The sequence below is a fragment of the Brachybacterium sp. AOP43-C2-M15 genome, from assembly GCF_052446295.1.
Lineage (GTDB): Bacteria > Actinomycetota > Actinomycetes > Actinomycetales > Dermabacteraceae > Brachybacterium.
Genome location: NZ_JBQSWB010000003.1, coordinates 1 through 23,979, shown reverse-complemented (window position 1 = coordinate 23,979; position 23,979 = coordinate 1). Strand labels below are relative to the sequence as shown.

Below are 23,979 nucleotides of genomic sequence, written 5' to 3'. Positions count from 1 at the left end.
CGAGCACGGCCGGCCCTCCCCTCGCGCCGACTCGGACTGCGCCCTGCCCTTGCACTCCCGCGGTGGAACCGCTTACATGGGATCCCACGTCCCGCCGGGCATCGACGCCCTCCTGTCCGGCCGCCCCGTCACGAGAGCGGACCCATGATCGACATCGCCCGGCGCCGGATCCTCATCGACGGCGAGCCCCGTCTGGTCATCGCCGGGGAGGTCCACTACTTCCGCACCCCGCGCGAGCTGTGGGAGCGACGCCTCGACCAGCTGATGGACGTCGGCTGCACCGCCGTGGCCAGCTACATCCCCTGGATCGTGCACGAGCTGCCCGACGGGACGCTGGACCTCGACGGCGCCACCCGCGCCGACCGCGACCTCGGGGCGTTCATCGACCTGTGCGCCGCGCGGGGACTGTGGTTCATCGCCCGGCCCGGCCCCTTCCAGATGGCGGAGCTGAAGAACGAGGGCCTCCCCCACCGGATCCACCGGGAGCATCCCGAGATCGTGCCCGCGGGCTGGGACGGGACGCCGGCCCCCACCTCGAGCGTCGACTACCTCGCCCCCGCCTTCCTCGCGGAGGTCGAGCGCTGGTACGCCGCGGTCATGCCGGTGCTCGCCGCACGCCTGATCACCCGCGGCGGCCCGGTCATCGCCGTCCAGCTCGACAACGAGATCGGCATGCTGGCCTGGGTCTCGAACTCCCCCGACCTCACCGACCACCTCCTGACGGACCTGCGCGGATGGATCCGTGCGCACCGGGAGGACGCCGCCCGCACCTATCCGGCGCTGGAGGAGGACGAGCACGCCTGGGCGCTCTCGGTCCGCTCGCCCGAGGAGGCCTGGGCCGGCGCGCTGCGGCACGACCTCACGCAGTTCATGCGCGACCGGTTCGCCCGCTACGTCGACGAGCTCGCGGCGAGCGCCGCCCGCCACGGCGTGGAGGGGGTGCCGCTGCTGATCAACATTCACGGCACCAGCGGCGGCAGCGCGGAGTCCTTCCCGATCGGCATCAGCCAGCTGGTGGAGACCTACTCGGGCCGCGCCGGCCGGCTCTCCGGCTCGGACCACTACGTGGGGGACATGACCCTGGACACCACCCCGGACCTGTACGTCCTCAACGCCCTCCAGCAGGCGGTGCACGACGACGACCAGCCGCTGACCTCCCTCGAGTTCGAGGCCGGCTCGGGGGACTACGGCGACGGGCTGGAGCGGATGAGCGAGCCCTCCACGGCGGATCTCAAGTCCCGCCTGTTCGCGGCCCAGGGCAACCGGCTGCTGAACTACTATCTGCTGGCCGGCGGCATCAATCCGCCGCTCGACGAACCCGTCGGCGACGGCAACGACAGGATCTCCTCCACCGGTCGCCGCCACGGCTTCGCCGCCCCGATCGGCCCCGAGGGCCAGGAGTCCCCCACCTTCGCCCCGCTGCGGGCCGGGGTCCATCAGCTGCTGCTGCACGAGCGGCATCTCGCCTCCGGCGTCGAGGAGCTCGACGACCTCTCCCTCGCGTTCGTCCTCGACTCCTACGCCACCGAGTACGCCCACCCGGGCAGCGCGGTGATGACCGAGATCGTCGAGGACCTCCGCGCCCACCGCGGCGCGGGGCAGCGCAAGGCCCTCGCGCGCAGCGCCCTGCTGCGCGGGCACCGCTTCGACGCGGTCGACGTGCGTTCGATGCGCCCGCGACCGGACGGCTCACCGCGGCGCGTGCTGATGCTCGCGAGCTCCGCCCACCTCGATCCGGCCGTGCAGCAGAACCTCGTGGATCACCTCCGCGGCGGCGGATCCCTGCTGATGCTGGGCCTGCTGCCCGAGAAGGACCTCGAGGGCGCGCCCTGCCGGATCCTCGCCGACGCGCTCGGGGCGCAGGCCGGGCCGCTCGTGCGCGACAGCCCGCACTTCTTCCCGTCGGTCTCCTGCGTCACCGCGCCCGAGGCGCTCGGGGAGACCCGGGTGAGCTGGTTGCAGGAGCTTCGCGCCGAGGGGGCGAGCACGGTGCTGGAGGCCCTGGACGGCACCGTCTGCGGGATCGAGGCGGCGGTGGGAGCCGGCCGGGCGGTGCTGCTCGCGGCGGGCCTGCCCTCGCACCCGGGCCTGTTCGGCCATCTTCTGGACCGCCTCGGCGCCCGCCGCGGCCTGGAGCTCGGCAGCTCGGTGCCAGGGGTGTTCGCGACCTCGACCCGGGACCCGGAGGGCGGCCGGGTGCTGCACGTGCTGAACGTGACCGGCCATCGGCCCGAGGTGCGGATCGTGCTGGACGGCGAGGAGGTCCTGCTCCGCCCCGCACCGCACACCGGGTACCTGCTCGCCCGCGGGCTGGCGATGGGCGGGGTGCCCGTCCTGGAGGCGAACGCGGAGGTCATCGAGGCGTCCGACGGGATCCTGGCCTTCGGTGCTCCGGCCGCGGACGCGCTGCGGGTGGTGCTCGGGACCACCGCCGCCGTGCGGGCAGAGGGCGGGGACGCCCGCGTGACGGCCCACGGAGGTCGTACCGTGGTCACCTCCGCGGGCCCCGTGCGGCTGCTCGTCGAGCGCACGCGCTGACCCGCGGCCTCTGCGGACAGCGGCCCTGCCGGAGCCGCGCTCGAACCAGGAGGTCCCGTGCACACCGCCGACGCCGCCGACGCCTTCCCTGCCGGCTCCCTCCCTGCCGCCTCCTTCCACGCCGACACCCTCAGCGCCGACACCCTGGGCCTCGACGGGGTGTGGAGCGACCCCGTCTGGCGTCTGCGGACCCGGCTGACCCCGCTCGAGCGCGAGCTGCTGGAGACGTGGTGGGTGCGGCGCCTCGCCCACGTGTCCCATGCCGGAGCGGCCTCCCTCACGACCACGCAGGGCTATTCGCGCCTCGAGCACTCGCTGGGCACCCTGGCCCTCGTCGCCCACTTCCGCCCGCAGGATCACGAGGCGCGGGCGGCCGCTCTCCTCCACGACGTGGGGCACCTGCCCTACAGCCACACCCTGGAGGGCATCGCCGGGCTCGACCATCACACGATCGGCCGCACCCGGGTCCACGAGCTGGCCCCCGTGCTGGAGCGCCACGGGATCACGGCGGAGCGGGTGGTCGCCCTCGATACGGGCGAGGTGCCCTCACCGCTGAGCCCGGCGCCCGGGCTCATGAAGCTCGATCACCTCGACTCCTTCGTCCGCAGCGGCCAGGCCCACGGCCGGACCGTCATCCCGCCCTGGAGGATCCTCGCCGACTGCCGTCTCCTCGACGGCGCCGTGCACACCACCGCAAGCACCGCGGCCGAGCTCGTCCGCCTCGTCGTCGCGGAGGCGCGGGCCCAGCGCTCCGCCCCCGACATCGTCCCCGTCGCGGTGCTCCGCAGCCTCGTCGTCGATGCCCTCGCCGACCCCGCCGCGGACATCTCCCCGTCGCGGCTGGCGGCCCTGACCGACGACGAGCTCTGGTCCGTCCTGCTGCGCGCCCCCACCACCCGGGACCGAGCGGAGCTCCTCCGTCGCGTACCCGGGGCCTGGCGCCTCGTGGAGCCCGGGACGGCGGCCGGGGACGCCGATGACGAGGTGCTCGACCACGCGATCGCACGGGGCTACCTGTCGCTGCCAGGGGTCGACGGCGAGCCGATCACGGACGACCGGGTGGAGGCCCTCGAGGAGGCGCTCCCCCTCCGTTGCCGCATCGTGCGCTCCTACCCCTTGTAGAGGTCGGCGAAGGGGTTCGGGATCGCGTCCAGCAGCAGCTGCGTGTACTCGTCCTTCGGCGAGCGGATGACGTCCAGCGCCTGGCCGTGCTCGACCACCCGCCCCTGGTTCAGCACGATCACGTCGTCGGCCAGCATGCGTGCCGAGAGCAGGTCGTGGGTGATGTAGAGGATGCCCACGTCGGAGTCGGCGACCAGGCGCTGCAGCAGCTCGAGCACCTCGGCGCGGATCGACACGTCCAGGCTCGAGATCGGCTCGTCGGCGATGATCAGCTCCGGATCGGCGGCGAGCGCGCGGGCGATCACCACACGCTGGCGCTGGCCGCCGGAGAGCTCGAAGGCGTGGCGACTGCGATAGCGGCGGGCCGGCGTCAGCGCCACCCGCTCGAGCAGCTCGTCGATCGCGGTCCCGAGCTCGGCACGCCCCATCGAGCGGTGGTTCTTCAGCGGCCGGGACAGGATGTACTCGAGGGTCTTGTTGGGGTTCAGCGAGGAGTACGGATCCTGGAACACCATCTGGACCAGGGCGCGGTAGGCGCGCAGCCGCCCGCCCCCGAGGGAGCCGACGTCGATCTCCCCGTCCCGGGCGTGGAAGCGGATGCTGCCGGAGGTGGGAGCGTCCACACCGGTGATGAGGCGGGCCAGGGTCGACTTGCCGGAGCCGGACTGGCCCACCAGTGCGGTCACCATCCCGCGGCGCAGCTGGAAGCTGACGTCGTCCACGGCGAGGGTCCGGGTCTGCCGGAAGCCCTGGCGGGAGTGGAAGACCTTGGTCACCGAGTCGACCTCGAGGAACACCTCGGCGGAGAACGCCTCCTCGGTCTCCTCGACCGACTTCTCGAAGGCCGGACCGGCGAAGCGGACGGTCCGCGGCGGCAGCCCGGCGGTCTCGGGCGCCTCGCGCTGCAGGCGGGCGACATGACAGGCGGCCCGGGGCGGCTCCCAGGTGCCCTGGGCGTCCAGACGCAGTCCGGTGACGGCGTCGTCCGTGCGCAGGGTCGGCATCTCGAGCAGCCGCGGCGCCTCGGTGGTGCACCGCTCGATCCTCTCGGGGCAGCGCGGCGCGAAGGGGCAGCCCTCCAGCGGCTGGGAGAGGTCCGGAGGGCGGCCGGGCACGTAGGTGATCCGCACCGTCTCCTGCCGGGGGTCGCCGTAGGAGCCGAGCAGTCCCTTGGTGTACGGGTGCAGCGGCTCGCGCAGCAGGTCGTCGGTGTCGTGCTCCTCGACGATCCGCCCGGCGTACATCACCAGGATGCGGTCCGACAGGTCCATCACGGTGCCGATGTCGTGGCTGATGAACAGCACCGCGAAGCCCTGCTCGGCCTGCAGCGTCCGCACGCCTTCGAGGATCGAGCGCTGCACCACCACGTCCAGGCCCGTGGTCGGCTCGTCGAGCAGCACGAGCTTGGGGTCGTTGACCAGGGCGAGCGCGAGGTTCACGCGCTGCTTCATGCCGCCGGAGAGTTCATGGGGGTAGGCGCGGATGAAGCGGTGGTCGATGAGGACGAGGTCGAACATCTCCCGGATCCGCGCGGTGACCTGCGCGCCGCGACGCGGGGTGTGCAGCTCGATGGCGTCGCGGAACTGGTCCTCGACCCGCACCACCGGGTTCAGGGCGTTCATCGAGGACTGGAAGACGGTGGAGACGTCGCGCCAGCGGTAGGGGCGGATCTTCTCCTGGCTCATCTCGGTGATGTCCATGCCGTCGAAGCGGATGCTCCCGCCGGTGATCCGGCCGGGCCGTTCGGTCAGGCGCAGGATCGCGGTGCCGAGCGTGGACTTGCCGGAGCCGGACTCGCCGATCAGGCCCACGAACTCGCCGGGTCGGATGTCGAAGGAGACGCCCTCGACGGCGTTCAGGGCAGGGTGCAGGCGCGGCTCGTAACGGACGGTCAGGTCGCGCACCTCGAGGACGGGCTCTGCCCCCGCAGCGGGCTCTGCCCCCGCAGCGGGCGCGGCCCGGGGAGCGGGAGCGGCCACCGGATTCTCGCTGTCCATCTCAGGCGTCCTCTCGCAGGTGCGGGTTGGAGATCAGGTCGATCCCGAAGTTGATCAGCGTCAGCGCCATGATCAGGCCGGACAGCGCCAGACCGGGGACCAGCAGCCACACCCACAGCCCCTGCGCGAGAGCGCCCTGGAGCTGGGCCTGGTAGAGCATGGTCCCCCAGGACACCGACTCGGTGTTGCCGAGCCCGAGGAAGCTCAGCCCCGCCTCGGCGCCGATCGCTCCGGTGGCCGCGCCGAAGAACCCCGCGGCGGTCAGGGAGGTCATCTGCGGGAGGATCTCGCGGAAGATGATGGTGGGGGTGCGGTCGCCGGCGAACTTCGCGGCGGTGACGAAGTCGCGGTTGCGCAGGGTGATGATCAGCGAGCGCTTCGAGCGGGCGGCACCGGCCCAGGAGATGATGCCGATGATCAGGATCGTGAACCAGATGCTGCGCACCTCGGAGTACGCCATGAGGGTGATGATCAGCGGCAGGGTGGGCACCACCAGGGCGACGTTGGTGATCAGGGAGAGCACGTCGTCCACCCAGGTCCCCTCGAGGTATCCGGAGGTGAGGCCGACGATCAGGCCGACGACGGTCGCGAACAGGCCGCCGAACAGACCCACGATCAGCGAGACCCGGGTCCCCCAGAGCAGCTGGCTGAAGATGTCCGCGCCCTGGGTGGTGGTGCCGAACCAGTGCTCGGCGCTGGGCAGCAGCACCGGCATGAAGGAGGTGTCGTTGCCGCGGTACGGGGCGAGCCACGGCGCGAACAGGGCGATCAGCACGTACAGCACCAGCAGCACCATGCCGGCCCGGGCCTTCTTCGAGGCCCAGATGATCTGGAACCAGGAGGGGCCGTGGTCGCGCTTGCCGGTCTCGACGGACTCGGCCACGGTGAGCTGCTCGATGAGCGCCGGATCGGCCACCGCGGAGGCGGGCCGCGCCGCGGGCGGGATCTGCTGGTCCTGCTGCCGGCCGTGCTGCGGGTCCTGCTGCGGGTCCTGGGGGTCGTCGGGCGTCATCAGCTCGCCTTCCGTGCTCGGGGGTCCAGGACGCCGTAGAGCATGTCCGCGACCAGGTTGGCGATGAGGGTGCCGACGATCGTGAACAGCAGCAGCGCCTGCAGCAGCGGGTAGTCCTTGTTGGTCGCGGCCTGCTGCATGAGCCGGCCGAGGCCCGGGTAGTCGAAGGTGACCTCGATGAGGATCTGCCCGCCGAGGATCCCGCCGAGCGCCATCGCGAGCCCCGTGATCGAGGGCAGCAGCGCATTGCGGGCGGCGTAGCGCAGCGCGACCTGCTTGTCCGGCACGCCCTTGGCGCGGGCGAGGCGGATGTAGTCCTCGCCGAGGTTCAGGATCATGGTGTTGCGCATCCCGAGCACCCAGCCCACCGGACCCAGCAGCATGAGCACCGTGGCCGGCAGGATCGAGTGGGTGACGGCCTCGAGCACGAACTCCGTGTTCAGGCCCGGGATCGCGGCCTCGTAGCCGCCCGAGGTGGGGAACCATCCCAGCACGAAGCCGAAGACGAACAGCAGCAGCAGCGCGACCCAGAAGGACTGCAGGGTGCCCACGAACGTGGATCCCAGGGTGACGATCGAGTCGAACCAGGAGTTGCGCCACCAGGCGGCGAAGGCGCCCAGCACGGTGCCGATGAGGAAGGACAGCACCAGGGTGACGCCCACCAGGATCAGCGTCCACAGCAGGGCGCGGCCGATGACGTCGGTGACCTCCGCGGGGAAGTAGGTGTAGGAGTACCCGAAGTCCCCGCGGAGCAGCTGCCCGAGATAGGCGAGGTACTGCTCGAACAGGTTCCCGTCGGGCTGGCCGAGCATCACCCGCATCGCCTCGATGCGGGCGGGGTCGATCTCGCTGTCGCGGCCCGAGAGCTGCCGGATCATCAGCTCCGCGGGATCGCCCGGCTGCAGCCGGGGGATGAGGAAGTTGAGGGTCACCGCGGCCCAGAGCGTGAGCAGGAAGTAGCCGATCCTGCGGGCGAAGTACTTCATCGCCGACCTCTCAGGCGCTCGGCGGGACCAGGCGGGTCATGATCATGAGCATCTCGGAGTTGGTGCCGTAGGGGTCCTCCTCCGTGGGCCAGCCCTCCGCCTTGTCGGTGCGGTAGATCATCCGGGCGGGGGCGTAGAACAGGGCGGTGACCGGGTACTGGGTCATCATCACGTCCACCAGCTCGCCGGTGAGCTCCTTCTGCGCCTCGGGGTCGGTCTCCCCGGAGAGCTCGGCGACGATCGCGTCGGTGTCGTCGTCGGTCCAGCGGCCCACGTTCGCGAACACCGTGTCCTTCGTGGGGATCTGGTCGGAGGCCAGCTTGGAGCCGAGGTTGCGGGCCACCTCGCAGCCTCCGTGGAGGTACTCCAGCAGCATGTCGAAGTCGCCGTCCTTCTTGTTCTGGTCGACGGCCTCGGGCGGAGAGGTCTGCACGCTCGCGTCGATGCCCATGTCCCGCAGGTTGCGCACGATGACGTCGGCGGCGGCCTGGTAGTCGATCCAGCCGGCCTGCACCGTGAAGCGGGGGGCGAAGGCGGTGCCGTCGGGCAGGGTGCGGAAGCCGTCGGCGCCCTTGGTGTAGCCGGCCGCATCGAGCATCTGCTCGGCCTTGGCGACGTCGAAGGGGATCACGGTGTCCTGATCGGCATAGGCCTCGGGCAGCAGGTTCTCGGCGTAGGGCAGCTTCAGGCCGGTCTGGGAGGCAGGGGCCATGACGCCGTAGGTGGCCTTCGCGCTGATCTCGTCCTTGTCGATGCCCTGGCTGATGGCCTCGCGGAAGGCGACGTCGTCAAAGGGCGCCTCGGTGAGGTTGTAGGTGAGCACGCTCGCGCCGGCGGGGGCGTACCAGTACTGGTTGTGCTCGGGGTCCTTCGAGGCGAAGGCCTGCTCGGGGTTCGGGATCTCGCCCCAGTACGCGTCGAGCTCGCCGGCGGCGAGCTTGAGCGCCGCGTTGGTGGCGTCGTAGTTGCCCTCGAGCACGAGCTCCTCGACCTTGACCTGGTCCGCCTGCCAGTAGTCCTCGCGGCGGGCGAGCACCAGGCGGCGCCCGTTGTAGGAGTCGACGGTGAAGGGTCCGGTGCCCACGGGCTCCTCGTCGACGTGCTCGACGGGGTCGCCGACGTCGCCCCAGGCGTGCTGGGGAAGGATCTTCGCAGTGATCAGCGAGTCGAACTTCGCGGCGGCGAGGCCGGAGAACTCGATCGTGACGACGCTGCCCTCGGCGGTCACGGACTCGGCGGGGGCGCCGAAGGTCTCGTTCCACAGGCCGATGTCGTCCGCGCCCGGGAACTCCTTCTTCATCATGAGGGTGAACACCACGTCCTGTGCGGTCAGCGGCTCCCCGTCGGACCAGGTGACGCCGTCGCGGATCGTGAACACGAGGGTGGTCTCCGAGGTCCATTCGTACTCGGTCGCCAGCCACGGCACGATCTCGCAGTTCATCGAGCTGCGGATCATCAGCGGCTCGTAGAAGTAGGTGCGGGTGGTGGCGTTGGGGGACATGGGGTTGAAGTTCTTGATGCCCGCGACGTTCTCGGCGACCTCCGAGGGGAAGACCAGCTGCGGGATGGTGGTGCCGTCCCCGGCATCGCCTCCGCCGCCGCCCTGACCGGTGCTGATCTGCCCGGAGCAGGAGGCGCCTCCGGCGACGAGGGCCGCGGCCAGCGGTCCGGTGGTGAGGAGGGTCCTTCTCTTCATCGAGTGCTCCTGGGGTCGTGCCCGGCGTCCATGGGCGGGGTGCTCGCACGCTCGGCTCGGGTGCGGGTCATCGGTGCGGAGCGGGGCCCCGTCCTCGGTGAGCGGCGTCGCTCTCCGGTCGATGAGGCCCCATGTTAGCGCTTACATCTCGTGTGTCAACGCTTACATCGGCGGGCGGACGACGGGGGACGCCGCCGCGAGGGCGGGGCGCGGCGGGGAACCGCCGCGAGGAGCGACGGGCCGGAGCGTCGGGCTCAGTCGCCCGGGCGGACGACGTCCCCGACCGCCGCGGCGAGGTCCTCGACGAGGGTCTGCGACTCCTGTTCGTCGAGGTCGTGGACGGTGAGCCGCAGATGGTGCGAGGGATCGCCGGTCCTCTCGAGGCGGAACTCGTCCCCGGTGCGCACGAGCCAGCCGCGCCGGGCGAGGCCGTCGGCGACCGGCGTCGCGGGACAGGGCAGCGGCACCCACAGGCTCATCCCGTCGGCGGGCGCGACGGGGATCCCTCGCGCGGTCAGCAGGGAGGCGACCTCCCGGTTCCGGGCGGCGTAGTGCTCCCCCGCCCGGTCGATGAGGTCCCGCGACGCGCGGTCGGTGAGCACACCGTTCGCCAGACGCTGCAGGAGGTGGCTGACCCAGGTGGTGCCGGGGCTGAGCCGCAGCGCGAGGCGGTCCGCGGTCTCCGCATCGGTCGCGGTGACGGCGAGGCACAGGTCGGGACCGAGGAACTTCGAGACCGAGCGCACCAGCGCCCAGCGCCGGTGCCCGGGCGGGAGCGGGGAGCGGAAAGGCCGGCGCGACAGGAAGGAGTAGTAGTCGTCGAGCACGACCAGCACGTACGGGTGCGCGGCGAGCACCTCCTGCAGCTCGCGCGCCCGTCGCGGGCCGAGGGAGGCGCCGGTGGGGTTCTGGGCGCGAGGGGTGAGGACCACGGCCCGGGCCCCGGCCTCGAGCGCGGCCCGCAGGCCGTGGGCCGTCATCCCGTCCTCGTCGACGGCCACGGGCAGGGCCCGGTAGCCCGCGTGGCGGACGGTCTGGATGCTCGCCAGGAAGCAGGGGTCCTCCAGCGCCACGGCGTCGTCGCGCACGAGGGCCTGGTCGAGGAGCCGCTCGATCGCGTCGACGGCACCGCTGGTCAGGGTCAGACGGGAGGCGTCCCGCGCGGGTGCGTCGGGCGCGACCCACTCCCGCACCCAGGCCTCGAAGTCGGGGTCGACGACGGGTTCGCCGTAGAGCACGGGGCGGCCGACGGCGCCGGCGAGCGCGGGGGCGAGATCGGGGATGAGGGCGGGGTCGGGATTCCCGGTGCCGAGGTCGCGGAGCGTTCCCGCGGGAACGCCGGGGGCGCGGTGGGTCAGGGCGGAGGCGTCGGCGAAGCCCTCCTGCGCCAGGGCCTGCCGCCCGGCGACGCGGGTCCCGGCGCGGCCCTGGGCGATCACGGCGCCGTCGCGCGCCAGGCGCCGGTAGGCGGCCACCGCGGTGTTGCGGTTGACGCCGAGGTGCTCGGCGAGGGCGCGCACGGGCGGGAGCAGCTCGCCGGGGGCGAGTTCGCCGCGCTCGACGAGCATGCGCACGCTCGCGGAGATCTCGACGGCGGTGGTGCCGGTGATCCGCGCGGCCGAGGGGGTCTCCACGCGCTCGAGTCTACGGCGGGACGAGCTCGCGCGAACGACTCGTGACCCCCTCCGCGCACCGTGCTACCTTTTGGCCTAGATCAAAGTGGTGCAGGGAGGGTCGCGGCGTCCGATGCCGCCGGCCCGCGCCGCGCGAGCGACGAAGGAACCACCCTGTGAACAGCATCGACACCGCCAGCACCTCCCCCGCCACCGGCACCGGCACCGTCAAGCGCGGACTCGCCGAGATGCTCAAGGGCGGCGTCATCATGGACGTCGTCACCGCCGAGCAGGCGAAGATCGCCGAGGACGCCGGCGCGGTCGCCGTCATGGCCCTCGAGCGCGTCCCGGCGGACATCCGCGCCCAGGGCGGGGTCTCCCGCATGAGCGACCCGGACATGATCGACGGGATCATCGAGTCCGTCTCCATCCCGGTGATGGCCAAGGCCCGCATCGGCCACTTCGTCGAGGCGCAGGTGCTGCAGGAGCTGAGCGTCGACTACGTCGACGAGTCCGAGGTGCTCTCCCCCGCCGACTACGTCCACCACATCGACAAGCACCGCTTCACCGTGCCCTTCGTGTGCGGCGCGACCAACCTCGGCGAGGCCCTGCGCCGCATCACCGAGGGGGCCGCGATGATCCGCTCCAAGGGTGAGGCCGGCACCGGGGACGTCTCCGAGGCGACCAGGCACATCCGCACCATCACCGCCGAGATCCGGGCTCTCGCGGCGAAGAGCGAGGACGAGCTCTACCTCGCCGCCAAGGAGCTCCAGGCCCCGTACGCCCTGGTCAAGGAGGTCGCCGAGACCGGCGAGCTGCCGGTGGTGCTGTTCACCGCCGGCGGCGTCGCGACCCCCGCCGATGCGGCGATGATGATGCAGCTGGGGGCCGACGGGGTGTTCGTCGGCTCCGGGATCTTCAAGTCCGGCAACCCGTCCGAGCGCGCCGCCGCGATCGTGCGCGCGACCACCTTCCACGACGACCCCGCCGTGATCGCGGAGGTCTCGCGCGGTCTCGGCGAGGCGATGGTCGGGATCAACGTCGCCGACCTCCCCGCCCCGCACCGTCTCGCCGAGCGCGGCTGGTGAGCACGGGCGGGACGGGCCCGCACGTCGGCGTCCTCGCCCTGCAGGGCGATGTGCGCGAGCACGCCCGCCTGCTCGAGGGGCTCGGTGCCCACGTCTCCTCCGTGCGCCGCCCGGGAGAGCTCGAGGGCCTCGACGCCCTGGTGCTGCCGGGCGGGGAGTCGACGGTGATCGACCGCCTCGCGCGCCTCACCGGTCTGCAGCAGCCGCTGCGCGAGGCGATCGCGGGCGGTCTGCCGGTGCTGGGCACGTGCGCGGGCCTGATCCTGCTGGCCGAGCGCCTGCAGGACGGCGGGCCGGGCCAGGAGACCCTCGGCGGGCTCGACGTGACCGTGCGCCGCAACGCCTTCGGACGGCAGAGCGAGTCCTTCGAGACCGATCTGGTGGTGCCCGCGCTCGAGGGGCCGCCGGTGCGGGCCGCGTTCATCCGGGCCCCGCTCGTCGACGAGCTCGGCCCCGCGGCCCGGCCCCTGGCGGCGCTGCCCGACGGCCGCGTCGTCGCCGCACGTCAGGGGCGCGTGCTGGGGCTCGCCTTCCATCCCGAGTCCACCGGCGAGACCCGCTTCCACGAGCTGTTCCTGGAGCTCGTGAGGCAGCGCTGAGGGTCTTCCCGCCGTCCGCCGCTGTCGTGAGGCGAGCGAGTACGGGGCGGTCAGCTGGTGGAGCTCACGCCTGCTGGTCGTCGTCGTGCCCCGATCGCCCGACGTCCGTCAGGCGTCGGGGAGGTGCTCCCCCGCGGCGCCGGCGCCCCGCGTGCGGAAGGCCAGCAGGATCAGCAGCCCCGCCACCGCGGTCAGTGCGAGGTACACGAGCACGTAGGCGCTCTCGTCGCCGCCGCGAAGCGCCAGCACCGTCGCCATCACGGCGGTCGCGGCGGCGACGGCCATGCTCTCCCCGGACTGCAGGGCGGAGCTGTAGGCGCCCTGCTCGCGCACCGGAGCGAGATCGAGGGTCGCCGTCGAGGTGCGGGAGGAGGCGATGCCCATCCCCATGCCGAGGAGCACGCTGGCGGGGACGATCACGCCGACGGGGACCAGATGGAGCGTGAGCAGCAGCGCGGCGAGCGGGCCGAGGGCGACGAGCGGGGCCGCCCGGAGGATCTGCCGACGGTGCTCGCTCAGCGAGCTGGGCCAACGGGCCTGCAGCCATGCGCCGAAGGCCCACCCGCCCGCTCCCGCAGCCAGGATGAGCCCGGCGGCGGTCGGGGTCAGCCCGCGCTGGGATTGCAGGTAGAGCGTGAGATAGGCGTTCGTGACCACGGAGAGCACACCGAATCCCGCGCGCAGCACCACCATCTGCTGGGCGGGACCGCGCAGGTGCAGGGTGCCTGGGGGGAGCAGGCCGCGCGCCACGGGGACCAGCGCGACCAGCCCTCCCAGCACCACGACGGGGGCGAGCAGTCCCGGGAGCCGGGACATGACGTGCAGGACCAGCAGCAGGCCGGACGCGGCCAGGGCGAGCAGGCCCGGCCGCCCGAGGATCCGGGACGCACCGTCGGCCGACCCGTCCGCGTCGTCGGCCGGAGCGGTGCGCGCGGTGCGCAGGAGGCCGGCGAGAGCGAGCGCCGACCCCGCGAGGATCGCCGCGAACACCGTCCGCCAGGTGGTGAGCTGGGCGAGCAGGCCGGCGCCGACGGGTCCCAGCAGCGAGGGCAGGAGCCAGGCGGTGGTCAGCAGACCGAACATGGCCGGCCGCGCGGGGGCGGGGATGGTGCGGGCGATCATCACGTACAGGACCACGGAGTCGATGCCGCCGCCGACTCCCTGCAGGGCCCGGCCGAGGATGAACACGGACGGCCCCGGGGCGAGGGCGCACAGGGCGAGTCCGAGCAGGAAGAGGGTGCCGCCGGCGAGGAGCGGGGGCAGGGGCCCGCTGCGGTCCGACCAGGTCCCTCCCACCACCATTCCGACCAGGGCGGTGGCGATCGTCGCGGCGAAGGCGAAGGAGTACCAGGAGGTCGCCTCGAGGTCGGCCATGGCGACCGGGAGCACGGTCGTCACGGCGAAGGCCTCGATCGCGATGAAGGACATCAGGGCGAGGGCGCTGAGGATGAACGGCGTCGTCGCGCGGGTCCACAGCCGCACACGGTCCTGCTCCGTTCGGGCCTGCACGGCGCCGTCCTGCACAGCGCCGTCCTGCTCTGCGGCGAGGTCCGAGGGGCGCGGCGGGCCGTCCGTCGGCGGTCCCTCGGGAGGGGAGGTGGGGGTCATGGAGGCAGTCAACGACCTCAAGCTCCCTTGAGGTCAAGCGCTGCCCGACGGATGCGATCGACCGAACGGCGCAGCAGTACGGCACAGCGGAACGGCTCAGCAGAACCGCTCAGCAGAACGGCTCAGCAGAACGGCTCAGCGGATGAGCCGACGCTCCCGCGCCACGCGGAGCGCGGCGGTACGGCTCTCCACGCCGAGCTTCTCGTAGAGGTGGACGAGGTGGGTCTTCACCGTGGACTCGGAGATGAACAGCCGTTTGGCGGCCTCGCGGTTGGTGGCGCCGGTGGCGAGGACCTCGAGGATCTCCGTCTCCCGCGGGGACAGGGCGGTGCGGGGGTCGGTCATGCGTCGCACCAGGCGCTGCTGCACCTCGGGGGAGAGCACGCTGCGGCCGGCGGCGGCCTCGCGCACCGCCGCGAGCAGCGCCTCGGTGGGCGAGTCCTTGAGCACGTAGCCCGTGGCGCCGGCCTCGAGCGCCCCGACGATGTCCGCCTCGGCGTCGAAGGTGGTGACCGCCAGCACCTGCACGCCCGGGTGGCGTTCGCGCAGGGCGCGGGTGGTCTCGATCCCGCCGATCCCCTCGCCGAGGTTGAGGTCCATCAGCACCAGATCGGGCACCCCGTCGGGGGAGGCGGCGAGCTCGTCGAGCTCCTGCAGGGCCCGGGTGCCGGAGGCGACCTCGGCGACCACCTCGACCTCCTCGTCGGCCTCGAGCAGGGCCCGCAGCCCGGCCCGGACCACCGGGTGGTCGTCGACCATCATGAGTCGGATGCTCATGGGTGCTCCTCCAGCGTGCGGGTCGGCAGGGTGAGGCCCACGGTGGTGCCCTCCCCCGGGGACGAGTCGATCGCCACGCTACCCCCGGCGCGGTCCAGGCGCGCGCGCAGCAGCCGCAGCCCGTCACCCCCGTCGCCGGTGCGGTGGGTCGCGGCGGGGTCGAAGCCGCGCCCGTCGTCCACCACGTCCAGGCTCACCCGGTCCGGCCACCAGGCCAGCGTGAGCACGCAGCGTGTCGCCTCGGCGTGCCGCTGCACGTTCGCGACCAGGGACTGCGCGGCGCGGTGGAGCGTCTCGACCTGCTCGGGGGCGAGCTCGTAGGCGGTGCCGTCCGTGCGCAGCTCCCAGCGGGGCCGCTCGTCGAGCGCCTCCGCGCGGGCCAGGACCGTGCGCAGCGCCTGCTCCAGGGTGGTCTCGGGGGCGCTGTCGGCGAGGTCGCGCACCAGGCGGCGGGCATCGGCGAGGTTCTCCCGGGCGGTGTCCTCGATGCGGGAGAACTCGACGGCGGCCGACGGGTGGGCGACCCCGGCCCCGCGGCTCAGCATGACGATGGAGTTCAGGCCCTGGGCGAGCGTGTCGTGGATGTCCTGGGCGAGACGCTGGCGCTCCTCGGCGATGCCCTTGCGCCGCTCGGAGTCGGCGAGCTCGCTCTGGGCGGCCTGCAGCTGGGCCACCAGCTGCCGGGTGCGGTCCGTCTCGTGCAGCAGCCGGCGGTAGACGGCATGGGCGATGAGCGAGAACACGGCTCCGACCAGCGGCCCGAGGATCTCCCCGATGCCGAGCACGCTCTGCTCGTCCTCGAGCAGGGGCGCGGCCACCGCCCACAGCGCGACCACGGCGAGGGCCAGGGGCCCCATCACCCGGCCCATCGCGAACAGGACCAGGAAGAACAGCGGGAAGGCGATCCACACGAAGGAGGCGGAGACGACGGTGGTCGCCATCCAGGCCAGCGTCAGGGCGATCACCCAGGGACCGGCCGGCAGCAGCAGGTCCGTCGCCGCGGACCGTCCCGCGGCGCCGCGCCGCAGGGCACGCTGCGAGCCCAGCAGGTAGATCCCGGCGAGCACCGCGGCGGCGGCGATCGCGAGGGCGGGGGCGGCCCCGTCGGCGGTGATCGCCCGCACCGCGCCGATGACGGGCAGCACCAGGAACGCCGCATGCATCGCCCCGCGCAGGGTCGTGGCGAGGGCGGTCGCGGTGTCGCCCTCTGCGGCGACGTCCGGGGAGGCGGAGGCGCGGTCGGGGGTCACCCCGCCACTGTAGGCGCGCAGAAGGTGCGCGGCATCGTCCGAAAGGTCCGGTGCGGAGCAGTCCTTCCGGTGCGGGAGAGGGCCCGCGGCGGTCGATGTACGCCGCCGCGATCCGCGGTGACATGGAGTCATGTTCGTCGCACTGAAAGACATCGTCCACGCCAAGGGACGCTTCGCACTGATGATCGGTGTGATCGCCCTGCTCACCCTGCTGCTGGTGCTGCTGACCGGGCTCACCCGCGGCCTCGCCCACCAGAACATCTCCGCCATCGAGGCGCTGCCGGCCGACGCCGTCGTCCTCACCCCCACCCTGGGAGACGAGATCTCCTGGTCCGACTCCCAGGTCTCCACCGACCAGGCCGCGGTCTGGCAGGACGCCGACGGGATCGCGACCGAGCCGCTGTCCGTCGGCCAGATGCGGATCGAGACCACCACGGCCGACGGCGCCGTGACCTCGCTGGCCCTGTTCGGCATCGCGCCCGACGGCGAGGTCGCCTCGGACCTGCCGGCCGCGCCCGCCGAGGGCGAGGCGATGCTCCCCGAGGACATCGCCGAGGACCTCGGCGTCACCACCGGGGACACCGTCACGGTCAACGGCCAGGAGCTCACCGTCGCCGGCACCGTGCCCGCCCAGTGGTACTCCCACTCCCCCGTCGGCTACGTGCACGTCGACACCTTCCGCGCCCTGGCCCACCAGGCCGAGGACACCGCCGGCTCCGCCCTGCTGGTGCGGGAGACCGGCGACGACGCAGCGGCCGCCGACGCCGCCGTCGAGACGGCCGCCACGGAGTCCGGCACCCGCGCCGTGAGCGTCTCCGAGTCCCTGCAGGCGCTGCCGTCCTACTCCTCGGAGAACGGTTCGCTGACCCTCATCCAGGGATTCCTCTACGGGATCTCCGCCCTGGTCACGGTCGCATTCCTGTCCGTGTGGACCATCCAGCGCACCCGCGACATCGCGGTGCTGCGCGCCCTCGGCGCGACCGCCCGGTACGTCCTGCGGGACACGGTCGGCCAGGCCGCGATCCTGCTGAGCGTCGGCGCCGCCGTCGGCGGGCTCGTCGGCGGCCTCGGCGGCGCGGCCCTGGCCGTCGTCGCCCCGTTCGAGTCCTCGGCCGTGACCGTGCTGGTGCCCGTCGCCGGCGTGCTGGTGATCGGTCTGCTCGGCTCCGTCCTCGCCACCCGGCGCGTCACCCGCGTCGATCCGCTGCTCGCCCTCGGAGGGAACTGACCATCATGACCACCACGTCCACCACTGCCACCACCCGCACCGCCCGCACCGCCCGCACCGCCCGCACCGAGCGTCCCGCCCTCGAGATCGACGGCGTGAGCGTCAGCTACCCGGACGGCCGTCATCCCGACGGCACCCCGCGCACCACCACCGTGCTGCACGAGGCCCACCTGGCCGTGGACCGCGGCGAGTTCGCGGTGATCCTCGGCCCCTCCGGTTCGGGGAAGTCCACGCTGCTGAGCGTCGCCGCCGGTCTGGTGGTCCCCGACTCCGGCCGGGTCCTCATCGACGGCACGGACCTCACGGACCTCGACGAGAAGGGCCGCACCGTGATGCGCCGCGAACGCATCAGCGTCGTCTTCCAGCAGCCGAACCTGCTGCCCGCTCTGCGAGTGAGGGACCAGCTGCTGGTCACGAAGCATCTGGCCGGTCTGCGCGGACGCCGCCTGCGCGCCGAGCGCGAGCGCGCCGACGCGCTGCTCGAGCGGGTCGGGATGGGGCAGTACGCGGACCGTCGGCCCCACGAGCTCTCCGGAGGTCAGCGCCAGCGGGTCAACATCGCCCGCGCCCTGTTCACCGATCCGGCGGTGCTGCTGGTCGACGAGCCGACCAGCGCCCTGGACCACGAGCGCTCCCGCTCCGTGGTGGACCTGCTGGTGGGGATCACCCGGGAGATGTCGGTCGCGACCGTGATGGTCACGCACGACGAGGAGTTCGCCGAGGACGCCGACCGCGTGATCGCCCTGCGCGACGGCCGCGTGCAGCCCTCGGCGCTCTGATCCCGGGCCCGGGCCGGCGGGGTCCCGACGGCCCGGCGTCAGGACATCGCCACCAGCGCGGCCGCGGCGATCGCGTCGACCGCTCCGAGGCCCCACTGCTCGAGCGCCGCGTCCCGCTCGGCGGGATCGGCGCCGCGCACCGTGAGCACCATGCGCGCACCGTGCCCGGTGCCCTCGACGAGCTCGAAGCGCACGTGGTCCCCGGGCTCGCCGGGAGCGGTGTCGAAGGCCAGCAGTCGCGGCGCCTCGACCTCGGTGACGCTGCCGAGCACGACGTCGGGGGCCCGCGGTGCGCGCAGCTCCTCCCCCACGGCCGGCACGGGATGGGTCACCTCGGGCTCCGCGGCGCCGCCGAGGAACAGCTCCCAGGCGACCTGCGGCTCGCACACCAGCTGGCGCTCGAAGCGCCCTGACCAGCCCTCGGCGCTCTCAGCGACCTCGGGCCGGCCGAGGTCGAAGGCGCGGGCGAGCTCCTCGTGACGGGCGTAGCGCGGATCCGGCTCGGTGGGGGTGCGGCCGGCGACGAGGTCCGCGAGGATCTCAAGGCAGGCCTCCCAGCCGGTGGCGACGCTCGCGGCGGCCGGGCCGTCCTCGAGCGCGTTGGTGAGCACGAGGAGGGTGCCGTCGCCCTGGGCGGTGAGCTCGAGGGTGACCACGTCGGTGTCCCAGGTGAAGCGCAGCAGGTGCGGCGGGTCGATGTCGAGCACCTCCCCGAACTCGGCGGGATCGTCCGCGAACTCGTGGAAGTGCACCCGACCCCCGACGCGCAGGTCGAACTCGGGGGCACCGGGGAACCAGGTGGCGAGGTGCTCGGCCTCGGTCACCGCGCGCCAGACCCGGTCGAGGGGATGGGGGAAGAGCCGCTGGACGATGACGTCCGGGCGGGGGCCGTCGCGGCGGATCCGGGGATCGGGGGTGGTCATCGTCTCTCCTCGTCGTCCTGCATCCGGTCCAGTCGCTCGCCGAGCCGGTCGAGCCTGTCCTCCCACAGCCAGCGGTAGGGCTCCAGCCAGTCCGCGAGCTCGGTGAAGGGCTCGGGCCGCAGGCTGTACCAGCGACGCTGCGCATCGACCGTGACCTGCACGAATCCGGCCTCGCGCAGCACGCGCAGCTGCTTCGAGATGCTCGCCTGGGCCGCGCCGGTGCGCTCGATGATCTCGCCGACGGTCGCAGAGCCGTCGCGCAGCACCTCGAGGATCTCCCGGCGCAGGGGCAGGGAGAGCGCGGTGTGCACGGCGGTGGGCGCTGGCGGCGGAGCAGCGGTGGGCATACCCTGTGTCTACCCGCTCCGGCATATACCCGTCAAGACATATACAGGGCGGATCTCATCCCTCCTCCCGGCCCTCGACCGCCCGCGCCGGCACAGGAAGACCCAGGGTGGGATGCCCCGCCGACCAGGCCGCACCCCGGCACACCTGCTCCTTCGTGAGAGCGGCGGCCCGGCCGGTCAGCGCGGTGCGCCGTGCGGTGTCGTCGGGGTGGACGGGCTGGATCACACCGTCGCGCCGCCCGAGGCTCAGGCACTGCGTGACGTAGCCGATCGGCACCGTCGGCGCGGTGCGGCCGTGGAGCTCGGCGACCAGGGTCTCCGCCGCCTGCCAGCCCATCGGGATCCCGGAGGCGCAGGACATCCGCAGGGGCGCGCCGCCCGGGCCGCGGGCCCGGGCCGCATCCCCCACGGAGAGGACCTCGGGATGGGAGAGGGACCGCAGGGAGCGGTCGACGAGCGCACGGCCGTCCGCGTGGCTCTCGAGCCCGCTGGCCTCCACGAGCGGGCTGGGGACGAAACCTCCCGTCCACACCACCAGGTCGGCCGCGCGACCGGTGCCGCCGGCGGTGCGCACGCTCTCACCGTCCACGCTCTCGATGCGCTCCCCCTCACACACCTCGATGCCGAGCCGGGTGAGCACGCCGCGCAGGTGCCGCCGGCCCCGCGGGGAGAACCCGGTGCCGACGCTGCCGCCGGTATGGAGGGTCAGCACGAGGTCCGGGCGGGATTCGGCGATCTCGGTGACGGCCTCCAGTCCGGTCAGCCCTGCGCCGACGACGCTCACCCGGCGCCCCGGGGGCAGGGCGGCCAGGTCGCTGCGCAGTCGCTGGGCCTCGTCCCGGCTCCCGACGGAGCGGACCGTCTCCCCCGTGATCTCCGCGGCCGGCGCAGCCGGGCCGCTGCCGAGGGCGAGCACCAGCTCGTCGTAGCCGAGCAGCTCGCCTCCGGCGAGCGTGACCTGCTTCGCGGTCACGTCGATCCCGGTGACGCGGTCGATCACCACGCGCACGTGCGTGCGGTCGAACATCCTCGCGAGCGGGCGGTGGCGCAGGGTGTGGCCGACGGCGAGTTGGTGCATCCGCACGCGTTCGACGACGTCGGGCACGGCGTTGACCAGTGTGATCTCAGTGTCGTCGGGGTGGAGCCGGCGGGCGAGGGTGCCGGTGGCGACGGCTCCGGCGTAGCCGGCGCCGAGAACGAGGATGCGGTGCGTCATGAGCATCTCCTGCGGGGATGTGAGGCGTACGGGGGTGTCCCTCTCCGACCGCGCAGCCCCGCGATCCATGACGTGAGCCTGGTCACCACATCCGCGCGAGCGGTTCCGAGTGCTCGCGCCCGGCCCAGTCCGCGCCGATCCTCGCGAGCTTCGCGGGGTCGAGCTGGATGCGCACGTGGCGGACGCGCTCGCCCTCGAGCTCGAGGGCGATCACGCCGAGGAGGCGTCCCTGGGTCGTGACCAGCAGGGCGGGGGCGCGGTTGACGTCGGCCGCGTGGACCTCGACCGGGCCTGCGACGAACCGTGACGTCGCCGGGGTCCGCCGGAAGATCCCGCGCAGGTAGGTGGCGACGGCCTGGCCGCCGCGGATCGGGCGGCGCGCCGCGGGGAAGGTGCCGCCGCCGTCGGCCCGGGAGGTCGCCTCCTCAGCGAGCACGGCGACCAGACGCTCGAGATCCCCGCCCACGGCGGCCTCGAGGAACTCCCGGGCCACGGCGTGGGAGGTCGCGGGGTCGACGGCTCGCCGTCGCCGACCCTCGCTCAGATGCCGTCGGGCTCTCGCGAGAGCCTGCTGGCTGCCGGACTCGCTGGTGCCGAGGATCTCGGCGATCTCGGCGTGGGAGTGGGAGAAGGCCTCCCGGAGCACGAAGACGGCACGTTCGCGCGGGGGCAGGATCTCGAGCAGGCCGAGCATCGCGAGGGACACCGCGTCACGCTGCGCGACGGTCTCGGCGGGCCCGAGCAGGGGATCGCCGTCGAGCAGGGGTTCGGGCAGCCACTGCCCCACCGAGGTCTCGCGGCGGGCCCGGGCGGAGTCCAGCTGGTTCAGGCACAGGTTGGTGAGCACGCGGGTGAGCCAGGCCGGCGGGTTCTCGATGAGGGTGCGCTCCGCGGCGTCCCAGCGCAGGTAGGCCTCCTGGACGGCGTCCTCCGCCTCGGCCGCGGTGCCGAGCAGTCGATAGGCGAGCGCGCCGAGGCGCGGGCGGGCGTCCTCGAAGGTCGCGAGGTCCTGCACCGACATCGTCACGGGGTCGAGCCTACGGCGCGCCGGGGCGGGAACCGGTGGTCGAAGGCCCCGGGCGGCCATCGATCGCAGGGCCGGGCCGGGACGGTTCAGCTCACTGAGGTGCCTCCTGCAGCGCCCGGACCTCGATCCTGGCCTGCAGGGCGGCGGAGGCCCGCTCGGCCCAGCCCAGAGCGGACTCCTCGTCGGCGGCCTCGATGATCCAGTACCCGCCCACGTAGGCGTCGGCCTGGACGAACGGGCCCGGAGTCCGGGTCGGGGAGTCCCCGCTGGCGTCGACGGTGACGGCGCTCGAGGGCGGCATGAGACCGCCGGCGGAGATGAATGCGCCGTCCTCGTGGAGGGCGCTGTTGAAGGCGTCGACGGCAGCGAACACGGCCTCGAGCTCGGCGGGATCCATCTCCTGCATGGACTCCATCGTGGGCTCGTCGGCGCTGTCGTGCGGGAGGGTCAGGAAGTACTGCGGCATCGGGTGTCTCCTCGAGCAGGGGGTGGCAGAGCGGGACGTGCGGTGGGGATCGGCTGACTCATTCCTCCTCGGCGTCCTCCTGGATCATCACGGGTGAGGCATGGATGCAGACGATCCGCAGGGTGTCCTCCCCGGTGGCCGTGAACCGGTGCCAGGCTCGCGCGGGGGCGATGGCGGTGTCCCCGGGATGCAGGGCGAGCACGGCGTCGCCCGCGACGAGTCGGGCCTCGCCGTCGAGCACGTGGAAGGTTTCGTCGTAGGGATGTCGGTGCAATCGCGGCCCCTGGCCGGGATCGCAGGTGACCAGGAAGAAGGAGACCGAGGATCCGTGCCCTTCGCCCTCGAAGCGCAGCACCTGGCTCCCGGGGATGCGGATCTGCTCCCCAGGAATCGGCGGGGGGATCAGGGTCGTGTCGGACGTGCTCATCGTGCCGGGCCTTTCGGGCGGGGGACAGCTCTGAGGTGATCGAGCCTTCCCTGTCGCCGTCCCCCTGACTAGCCTTTCGACGTGGATCGAAAATTCGTGGAGTTCCACCTGGGGTCCAGCGACATCTCAGCGGTCCGCTTCGGGATCTCCCCCGGGCACGATCTCGTGCATGCGATCCGGGCCCTGCTGCGTCCACAGGTCGTGCCCCTGCACTGGGCGTGGTTCCGCACCCTGCCGCCCGTGGCGACGAGCCCTGCTTTCCGCCTGCTGGCCTCCGTCTGCGGTCCTCGGGGGTATCTGCCCGACTTCCTCACTGCGACCCCAACGGGGGACATGACCCCGCAGGACGAGTTGGCCCGCCTGCGCGAGGTCCCTGCTGCGCGGCTCCGCACGGATCTCCACAAGATGCTGGACCGTGCCACCGGCGCACGGAAGCAGCAGCTGCAGGAGATGATCGTCTCCCCCGAACGGTCGAGGGAACGGATCGCCGCGGCCTGGGAGGAGGTCTGGGAGGCGCTGCTGTCGCCGGTCTGGCCGCAGATGCTGCGCCTGCTGCGCGCGGATATCGCCGTCCGTGCCAGGCGCAGCAGCGATGCGGGCCTGGCAGAGATGGGCGCGACCCTCCATTCGACGGTCAGCTGGGAGGGTGAGGTGGTGCGGGTGGCGATGACCGCGCACGAGGAGGTCGTGGATTGCGGCGGGACCGGACTGGTGCTGGTGCCATCGGTCACGATGCCTGCGCTCGGCTGCGCGGTGCTCACCGAGCGGCCCTCGCAGCCGACGATCTTCTACCCCGTCCACGGGGTCTCGAAGGCCTGGTTCCGCAGCGGGGACGACGCTCTCGCCGCCCTCACCGCCTTGTTGGGACATGCCCGGGCGCATCTGGTGCTCGAGCTGCAGCAGCCGCTGTCGACCTCCGAGTGCGCGACGCTGATGGAGGTCTCGCTCTCCACCGCCTCCCACCACCTGACGGTGCTGCGGGAGGCGGGCCTGGTGGACAGCCATCGCCGCGGACGCAGCGTGCTGCACACCCGCACCCCGTTGGGCGAGGCCCTGGCTGCCGGAGGCTGAGGCTCCCGGGCAGTCCGCCGGCCCGGTTCCCACCGGTCAGCGACGCTCACCGTCCGCAGCACGACGTCACGGACGGGCCGATGACGAAGAGAGCCGGCGATATCGCCAGGTCTCCTCATCATCGACCCGTCCGTGACAGGACCGGCCCGGCGCACTCAGCGCCCGGGTCAGGTGCCGGGGGTCAGGCGCCGGGGGTCACCAGACCGGAG

21 protein-coding genes are annotated in these 23,979 nt (G+C 72.9%); 7 read left to right on the top strand and 14 right to left on the bottom strand.

The features are described 5' to 3' along the window. Positions 1-144 precede the first annotated feature (144 nt). Together ACT3SP_RS03970 and ACT3SP_RS03965 are read left to right on the top strand one after the other, a co-directional pair. Positions 145-2,538 (top strand): beta-galactosidase, encoded by a 2,394-nt coding sequence (locus tag ACT3SP_RS03970; RefSeq protein ID WP_444585945.1) that lies wholly within the window; start codon positions 145-147, stop codon positions 2,536-2,538. 57 nt (positions 2,539-2,595) lie between these two features. Beyond that, positions 2,596-3,660: an HD domain-containing protein gene (locus ACT3SP_RS03965; RefSeq protein ID WP_444585944.1), complete on the top strand. Its 1,065-nt coding sequence runs from the start codon at positions 2,596-2,598 to the stop codon at positions 3,658-3,660. Here ACT3SP_RS03965 and ACT3SP_RS03960 read toward each other — a convergent pair. The 5 genes from ACT3SP_RS03960 to ACT3SP_RS03940 all read right to left on the bottom strand — a co-directional run bounded on the left by ACT3SP_RS03960 (position 3,648) and on the right by ACT3SP_RS03940 (position 10,985). Continuing rightward, complete coding sequence (locus ACT3SP_RS03960) at positions 3,648-5,657, bottom strand: ABC transporter ATP-binding protein (RefSeq protein WP_444585943.1); 2,010 nt, start codon at positions 5,655-5,657, stop codon at positions 3,648-3,650. The two genes, ACT3SP_RS03965 and ACT3SP_RS03960, sit on opposite strands and share 13 nt — an antisense overlap. 1 nt (position 5,658) lies before the next feature. Then, complete coding sequence (locus ACT3SP_RS03955; RefSeq protein WP_444585942.1) at positions 5,659-6,669, bottom strand: ABC transporter permease; 1,011 nt, start codon at positions 6,667-6,669, stop codon at positions 5,659-5,661. Beyond that, positions 6,669-7,655 carry an ABC transporter permease gene (locus ACT3SP_RS03950; RefSeq protein WP_444585941.1) on the bottom strand — a complete coding sequence of 329 codons (987 nt, stop codon included), beginning with the start codon at positions 7,653-7,655 and terminating at the stop codon, positions 6,669-6,671. The genes ACT3SP_RS03955 and ACT3SP_RS03950 overlap by 1 nt, the downstream gene beginning before the upstream one ends. Before the next feature lie 10 nt (positions 7,656-7,665). Then, entirely contained in the window at positions 7,666-9,351 is a 1,686-nt protein-coding gene (locus tag ACT3SP_RS03945; protein WP_444585940.1) for an ABC transporter substrate-binding protein, read from the bottom strand. A 254-nt stretch (positions 9,352-9,605) separates the two neighbouring features. Further along, the gene (locus tag ACT3SP_RS03940) at positions 9,606-10,985 is read right to left on the bottom strand and encodes an aminotransferase class I/II-fold pyridoxal phosphate-dependent enzyme (RefSeq protein WP_444585939.1); all 1,380 of its coding nucleotides are present in this window, start codon (positions 10,983-10,985) and stop codon (positions 9,606-9,608) included. A gap of 164 nt (positions 10,986-11,149) precedes the next feature. On the opposite strand from ACT3SP_RS03940, the gene pdxS reads away from it, so the two are divergent. Together pdxS and pdxT are read left to right on the top strand one after the other, a co-directional pair. Continuing rightward, a complete protein-coding gene (gene pdxS / locus ACT3SP_RS03935; RefSeq protein WP_444586187.1) occupies positions 11,150-12,052 on the top strand; it encodes a pyridoxal 5'-phosphate synthase lyase subunit PdxS in 903 nt (300 codons plus the stop codon). Next, entirely contained in the window at positions 12,046-12,651 is a 606-nt protein-coding gene (gene pdxT / locus ACT3SP_RS03930) for a pyridoxal 5'-phosphate synthase glutaminase subunit PdxT (protein WP_444586186.1), read from the top strand. Before pdxS ends, pdxT begins: the two co-directional genes overlap by 7 nt. Before the next feature lie 108 nt (positions 12,652-12,759). On the opposite strand, the gene ACT3SP_RS03925 is transcribed toward pdxT, so the two are convergent. The 3 genes from ACT3SP_RS03925 to ACT3SP_RS03915 form a co-directional block, all read right to left on the bottom strand. Next, a complete protein-coding gene (locus ACT3SP_RS03925) occupies positions 12,760-14,259 on the bottom strand; it encodes an MFS transporter (RefSeq protein WP_444585938.1) in 1,500 nt (499 codons plus the stop codon). A gap of 135 nt (positions 14,260-14,394) precedes the next feature. Then, positions 14,395-15,036, bottom strand: a complete 642-nt coding sequence (locus ACT3SP_RS03920; protein WP_444585937.1) for a response regulator — start codon at positions 15,034-15,036, stop codon at positions 14,395-14,397. Further along, a complete protein-coding gene (locus ACT3SP_RS03915) occupies positions 15,033-16,286 on the bottom strand; it encodes a sensor histidine kinase (RefSeq protein WP_444585936.1) in 1,254 nt (417 codons plus the stop codon). Before ACT3SP_RS03915 ends, ACT3SP_RS03920 begins: the two co-directional genes overlap by 4 nt. Positions 16,287-16,416: 130 nt before the next feature. Here ACT3SP_RS03915 and ACT3SP_RS03910 point away from each other — a divergent pair, with 130 nt between their 5' ends. After that, on the top strand, positions 16,417-17,514 hold the full coding sequence (locus ACT3SP_RS03910) for an ABC transporter permease (protein WP_444585935.1): 1,098 nt from the start codon (positions 16,417-16,419) through the stop codon (positions 17,512-17,514). 5 nt (positions 17,515-17,519) lie between these two features. Beyond that, complete coding sequence (locus tag ACT3SP_RS03905; protein WP_444585934.1) at positions 17,520-18,293, top strand: ABC transporter ATP-binding protein; 774 nt, start codon at positions 17,520-17,522, stop codon at positions 18,291-18,293. Between the two features lie 38 nt (positions 18,294-18,331). Here the strand turns inward: ACT3SP_RS03905 and ACT3SP_RS03900 are convergent, their stop codons facing one another. The 6 genes from ACT3SP_RS03900 to ACT3SP_RS03875 all read right to left on the bottom strand — a co-directional run bounded on the left by ACT3SP_RS03900 (position 18,332) and on the right by ACT3SP_RS03875 (position 22,699). Continuing rightward, complete coding sequence (locus tag ACT3SP_RS03900; RefSeq protein ID WP_444585933.1) at positions 18,332-19,216, bottom strand: SRPBCC family protein; 885 nt, start codon at positions 19,214-19,216, stop codon at positions 18,332-18,334. Next, positions 19,213-19,563, bottom strand: a complete 351-nt coding sequence (locus ACT3SP_RS03895; RefSeq protein ID WP_444585932.1) for an ArsR/SmtB family transcription factor — start codon at positions 19,561-19,563, stop codon at positions 19,213-19,215. The genes ACT3SP_RS03900 and ACT3SP_RS03895 overlap by 4 nt, the downstream gene beginning before the upstream one ends. 55 nt (positions 19,564-19,618) lie before the next feature. Continuing rightward, positions 19,619-20,779 (bottom strand): NAD(P)/FAD-dependent oxidoreductase, encoded by a 1,161-nt coding sequence (locus ACT3SP_RS03890; RefSeq protein ID WP_444585931.1) that lies wholly within the window; start codon positions 20,777-20,779, stop codon positions 19,619-19,621. An 82-nt stretch (positions 20,780-20,861) separates the two neighbouring features. Further along, on the bottom strand, positions 20,862-21,800 hold the full coding sequence (locus tag ACT3SP_RS03885) for a sigma-70 family RNA polymerase sigma factor (protein ID WP_444586185.1): 939 nt from the start codon (positions 21,798-21,800) through the stop codon (positions 20,862-20,864). A 97-nt stretch (positions 21,801-21,897) separates the two neighbouring features. After that, positions 21,898-22,272: a YciI family protein gene (locus ACT3SP_RS03880; RefSeq protein WP_444585930.1), complete on the bottom strand. Its 375-nt coding sequence runs from the start codon at positions 22,270-22,272 to the stop codon at positions 21,898-21,900. A gap of 58 nt (positions 22,273-22,330) precedes the next feature. After that, a complete protein-coding gene (locus ACT3SP_RS03875) occupies positions 22,331-22,699 on the bottom strand; it encodes a cupin domain-containing protein (RefSeq protein WP_444585929.1) in 369 nt (122 codons plus the stop codon). An 81-nt stretch (positions 22,700-22,780) separates the two neighbouring features. Here ACT3SP_RS03875 and ACT3SP_RS03870 point away from each other — a divergent pair, with 81 nt between their 5' ends. Next, a complete protein-coding gene (locus tag ACT3SP_RS03870; RefSeq protein ID WP_444585928.1) occupies positions 22,781-23,770 on the top strand; it encodes an ArsR/SmtB family transcription factor in 990 nt (329 codons plus the stop codon). Positions 23,771-23,979 lie beyond the last annotated feature (209 nt).

Coding starts and splice junctions, on each gene's coding strand:
- ACT3SP_RS03970 (WP_444585945.1), top strand. CDS start 145: ATGATCGACATCGCCCGGCGCCGGATCCTCATCGACGGCGAGCCCCGT.
- ACT3SP_RS03960 (WP_444585943.1), bottom strand. CDS start 5,657: ATGGACAGCGAGAATCCGGTGGCCGCTCCCGCTCCCCGGGCCGCGCCC.
- ACT3SP_RS03955 (WP_444585942.1), bottom strand. CDS start 6,669: ATGACGCCCGACGACCCCCAGGACCCGCAGCAGGACCCGCAGCACGGC.
- ACT3SP_RS03950 (WP_444585941.1), bottom strand. CDS start 7,655: ATGAAGTACTTCGCCCGCAGGATCGGCTACTTCCTGCTCACGCTCTGG.
- ACT3SP_RS03945 (WP_444585940.1), bottom strand. CDS start 9,351: ATGAAGAGAAGGACCCTCCTCACCACCGGACCGCTGGCCGCGGCCCTC.
- ACT3SP_RS03925 (WP_444585938.1), bottom strand. CDS start 14,259: ATGACCCCCACCTCCCCTCCCGAGGGACCGCCGACGGACGGCCCGCCG.
- ACT3SP_RS03920 (WP_444585937.1), bottom strand. CDS start 15,036: ATGAGCATCCGACTCATGATGGTCGACGACCACCCGGTGGTCCGGGCC.
- ACT3SP_RS03910 (WP_444585935.1), top strand. CDS start 16,417: ATGTTCGTCGCACTGAAAGACATCGTCCACGCCAAGGGACGCTTCGCA.
- ACT3SP_RS03905 (WP_444585934.1), top strand. CDS start 17,520: ATGACCACCACGTCCACCACTGCCACCACCCGCACCGCCCGCACCGCC.
- ACT3SP_RS03900 (WP_444585933.1), bottom strand. CDS start 19,216: ATGACCACCCCCGATCCCCGGATCCGCCGCGACGGCCCCCGCCCGGAC.
- ACT3SP_RS03895 (WP_444585932.1), bottom strand. CDS start 19,563: ATGCCCACCGCTGCTCCGCCGCCAGCGCCCACCGCCGTGCACACCGCG.
- ACT3SP_RS03890 (WP_444585931.1), bottom strand. CDS start 20,779: ATGACGCACCGCATCCTCGTTCTCGGCGCCGGCTACGCCGGAGCCGTC.
- ACT3SP_RS03885 (WP_444586185.1), bottom strand. CDS start 21,800: ATGTCGGTGCAGGACCTCGCGACCTTCGAGGACGCCCGCCCGCGCCTC.
- ACT3SP_RS03880 (WP_444585930.1), bottom strand. CDS start 22,272: ATGCCGCAGTACTTCCTGACCCTCCCGCACGACAGCGCCGACGAGCCC.
- ACT3SP_RS03875 (WP_444585929.1), bottom strand. CDS start 22,699: ATGAGCACGTCCGACACGACCCTGATCCCCCCGCCGATTCCTGGGGAG.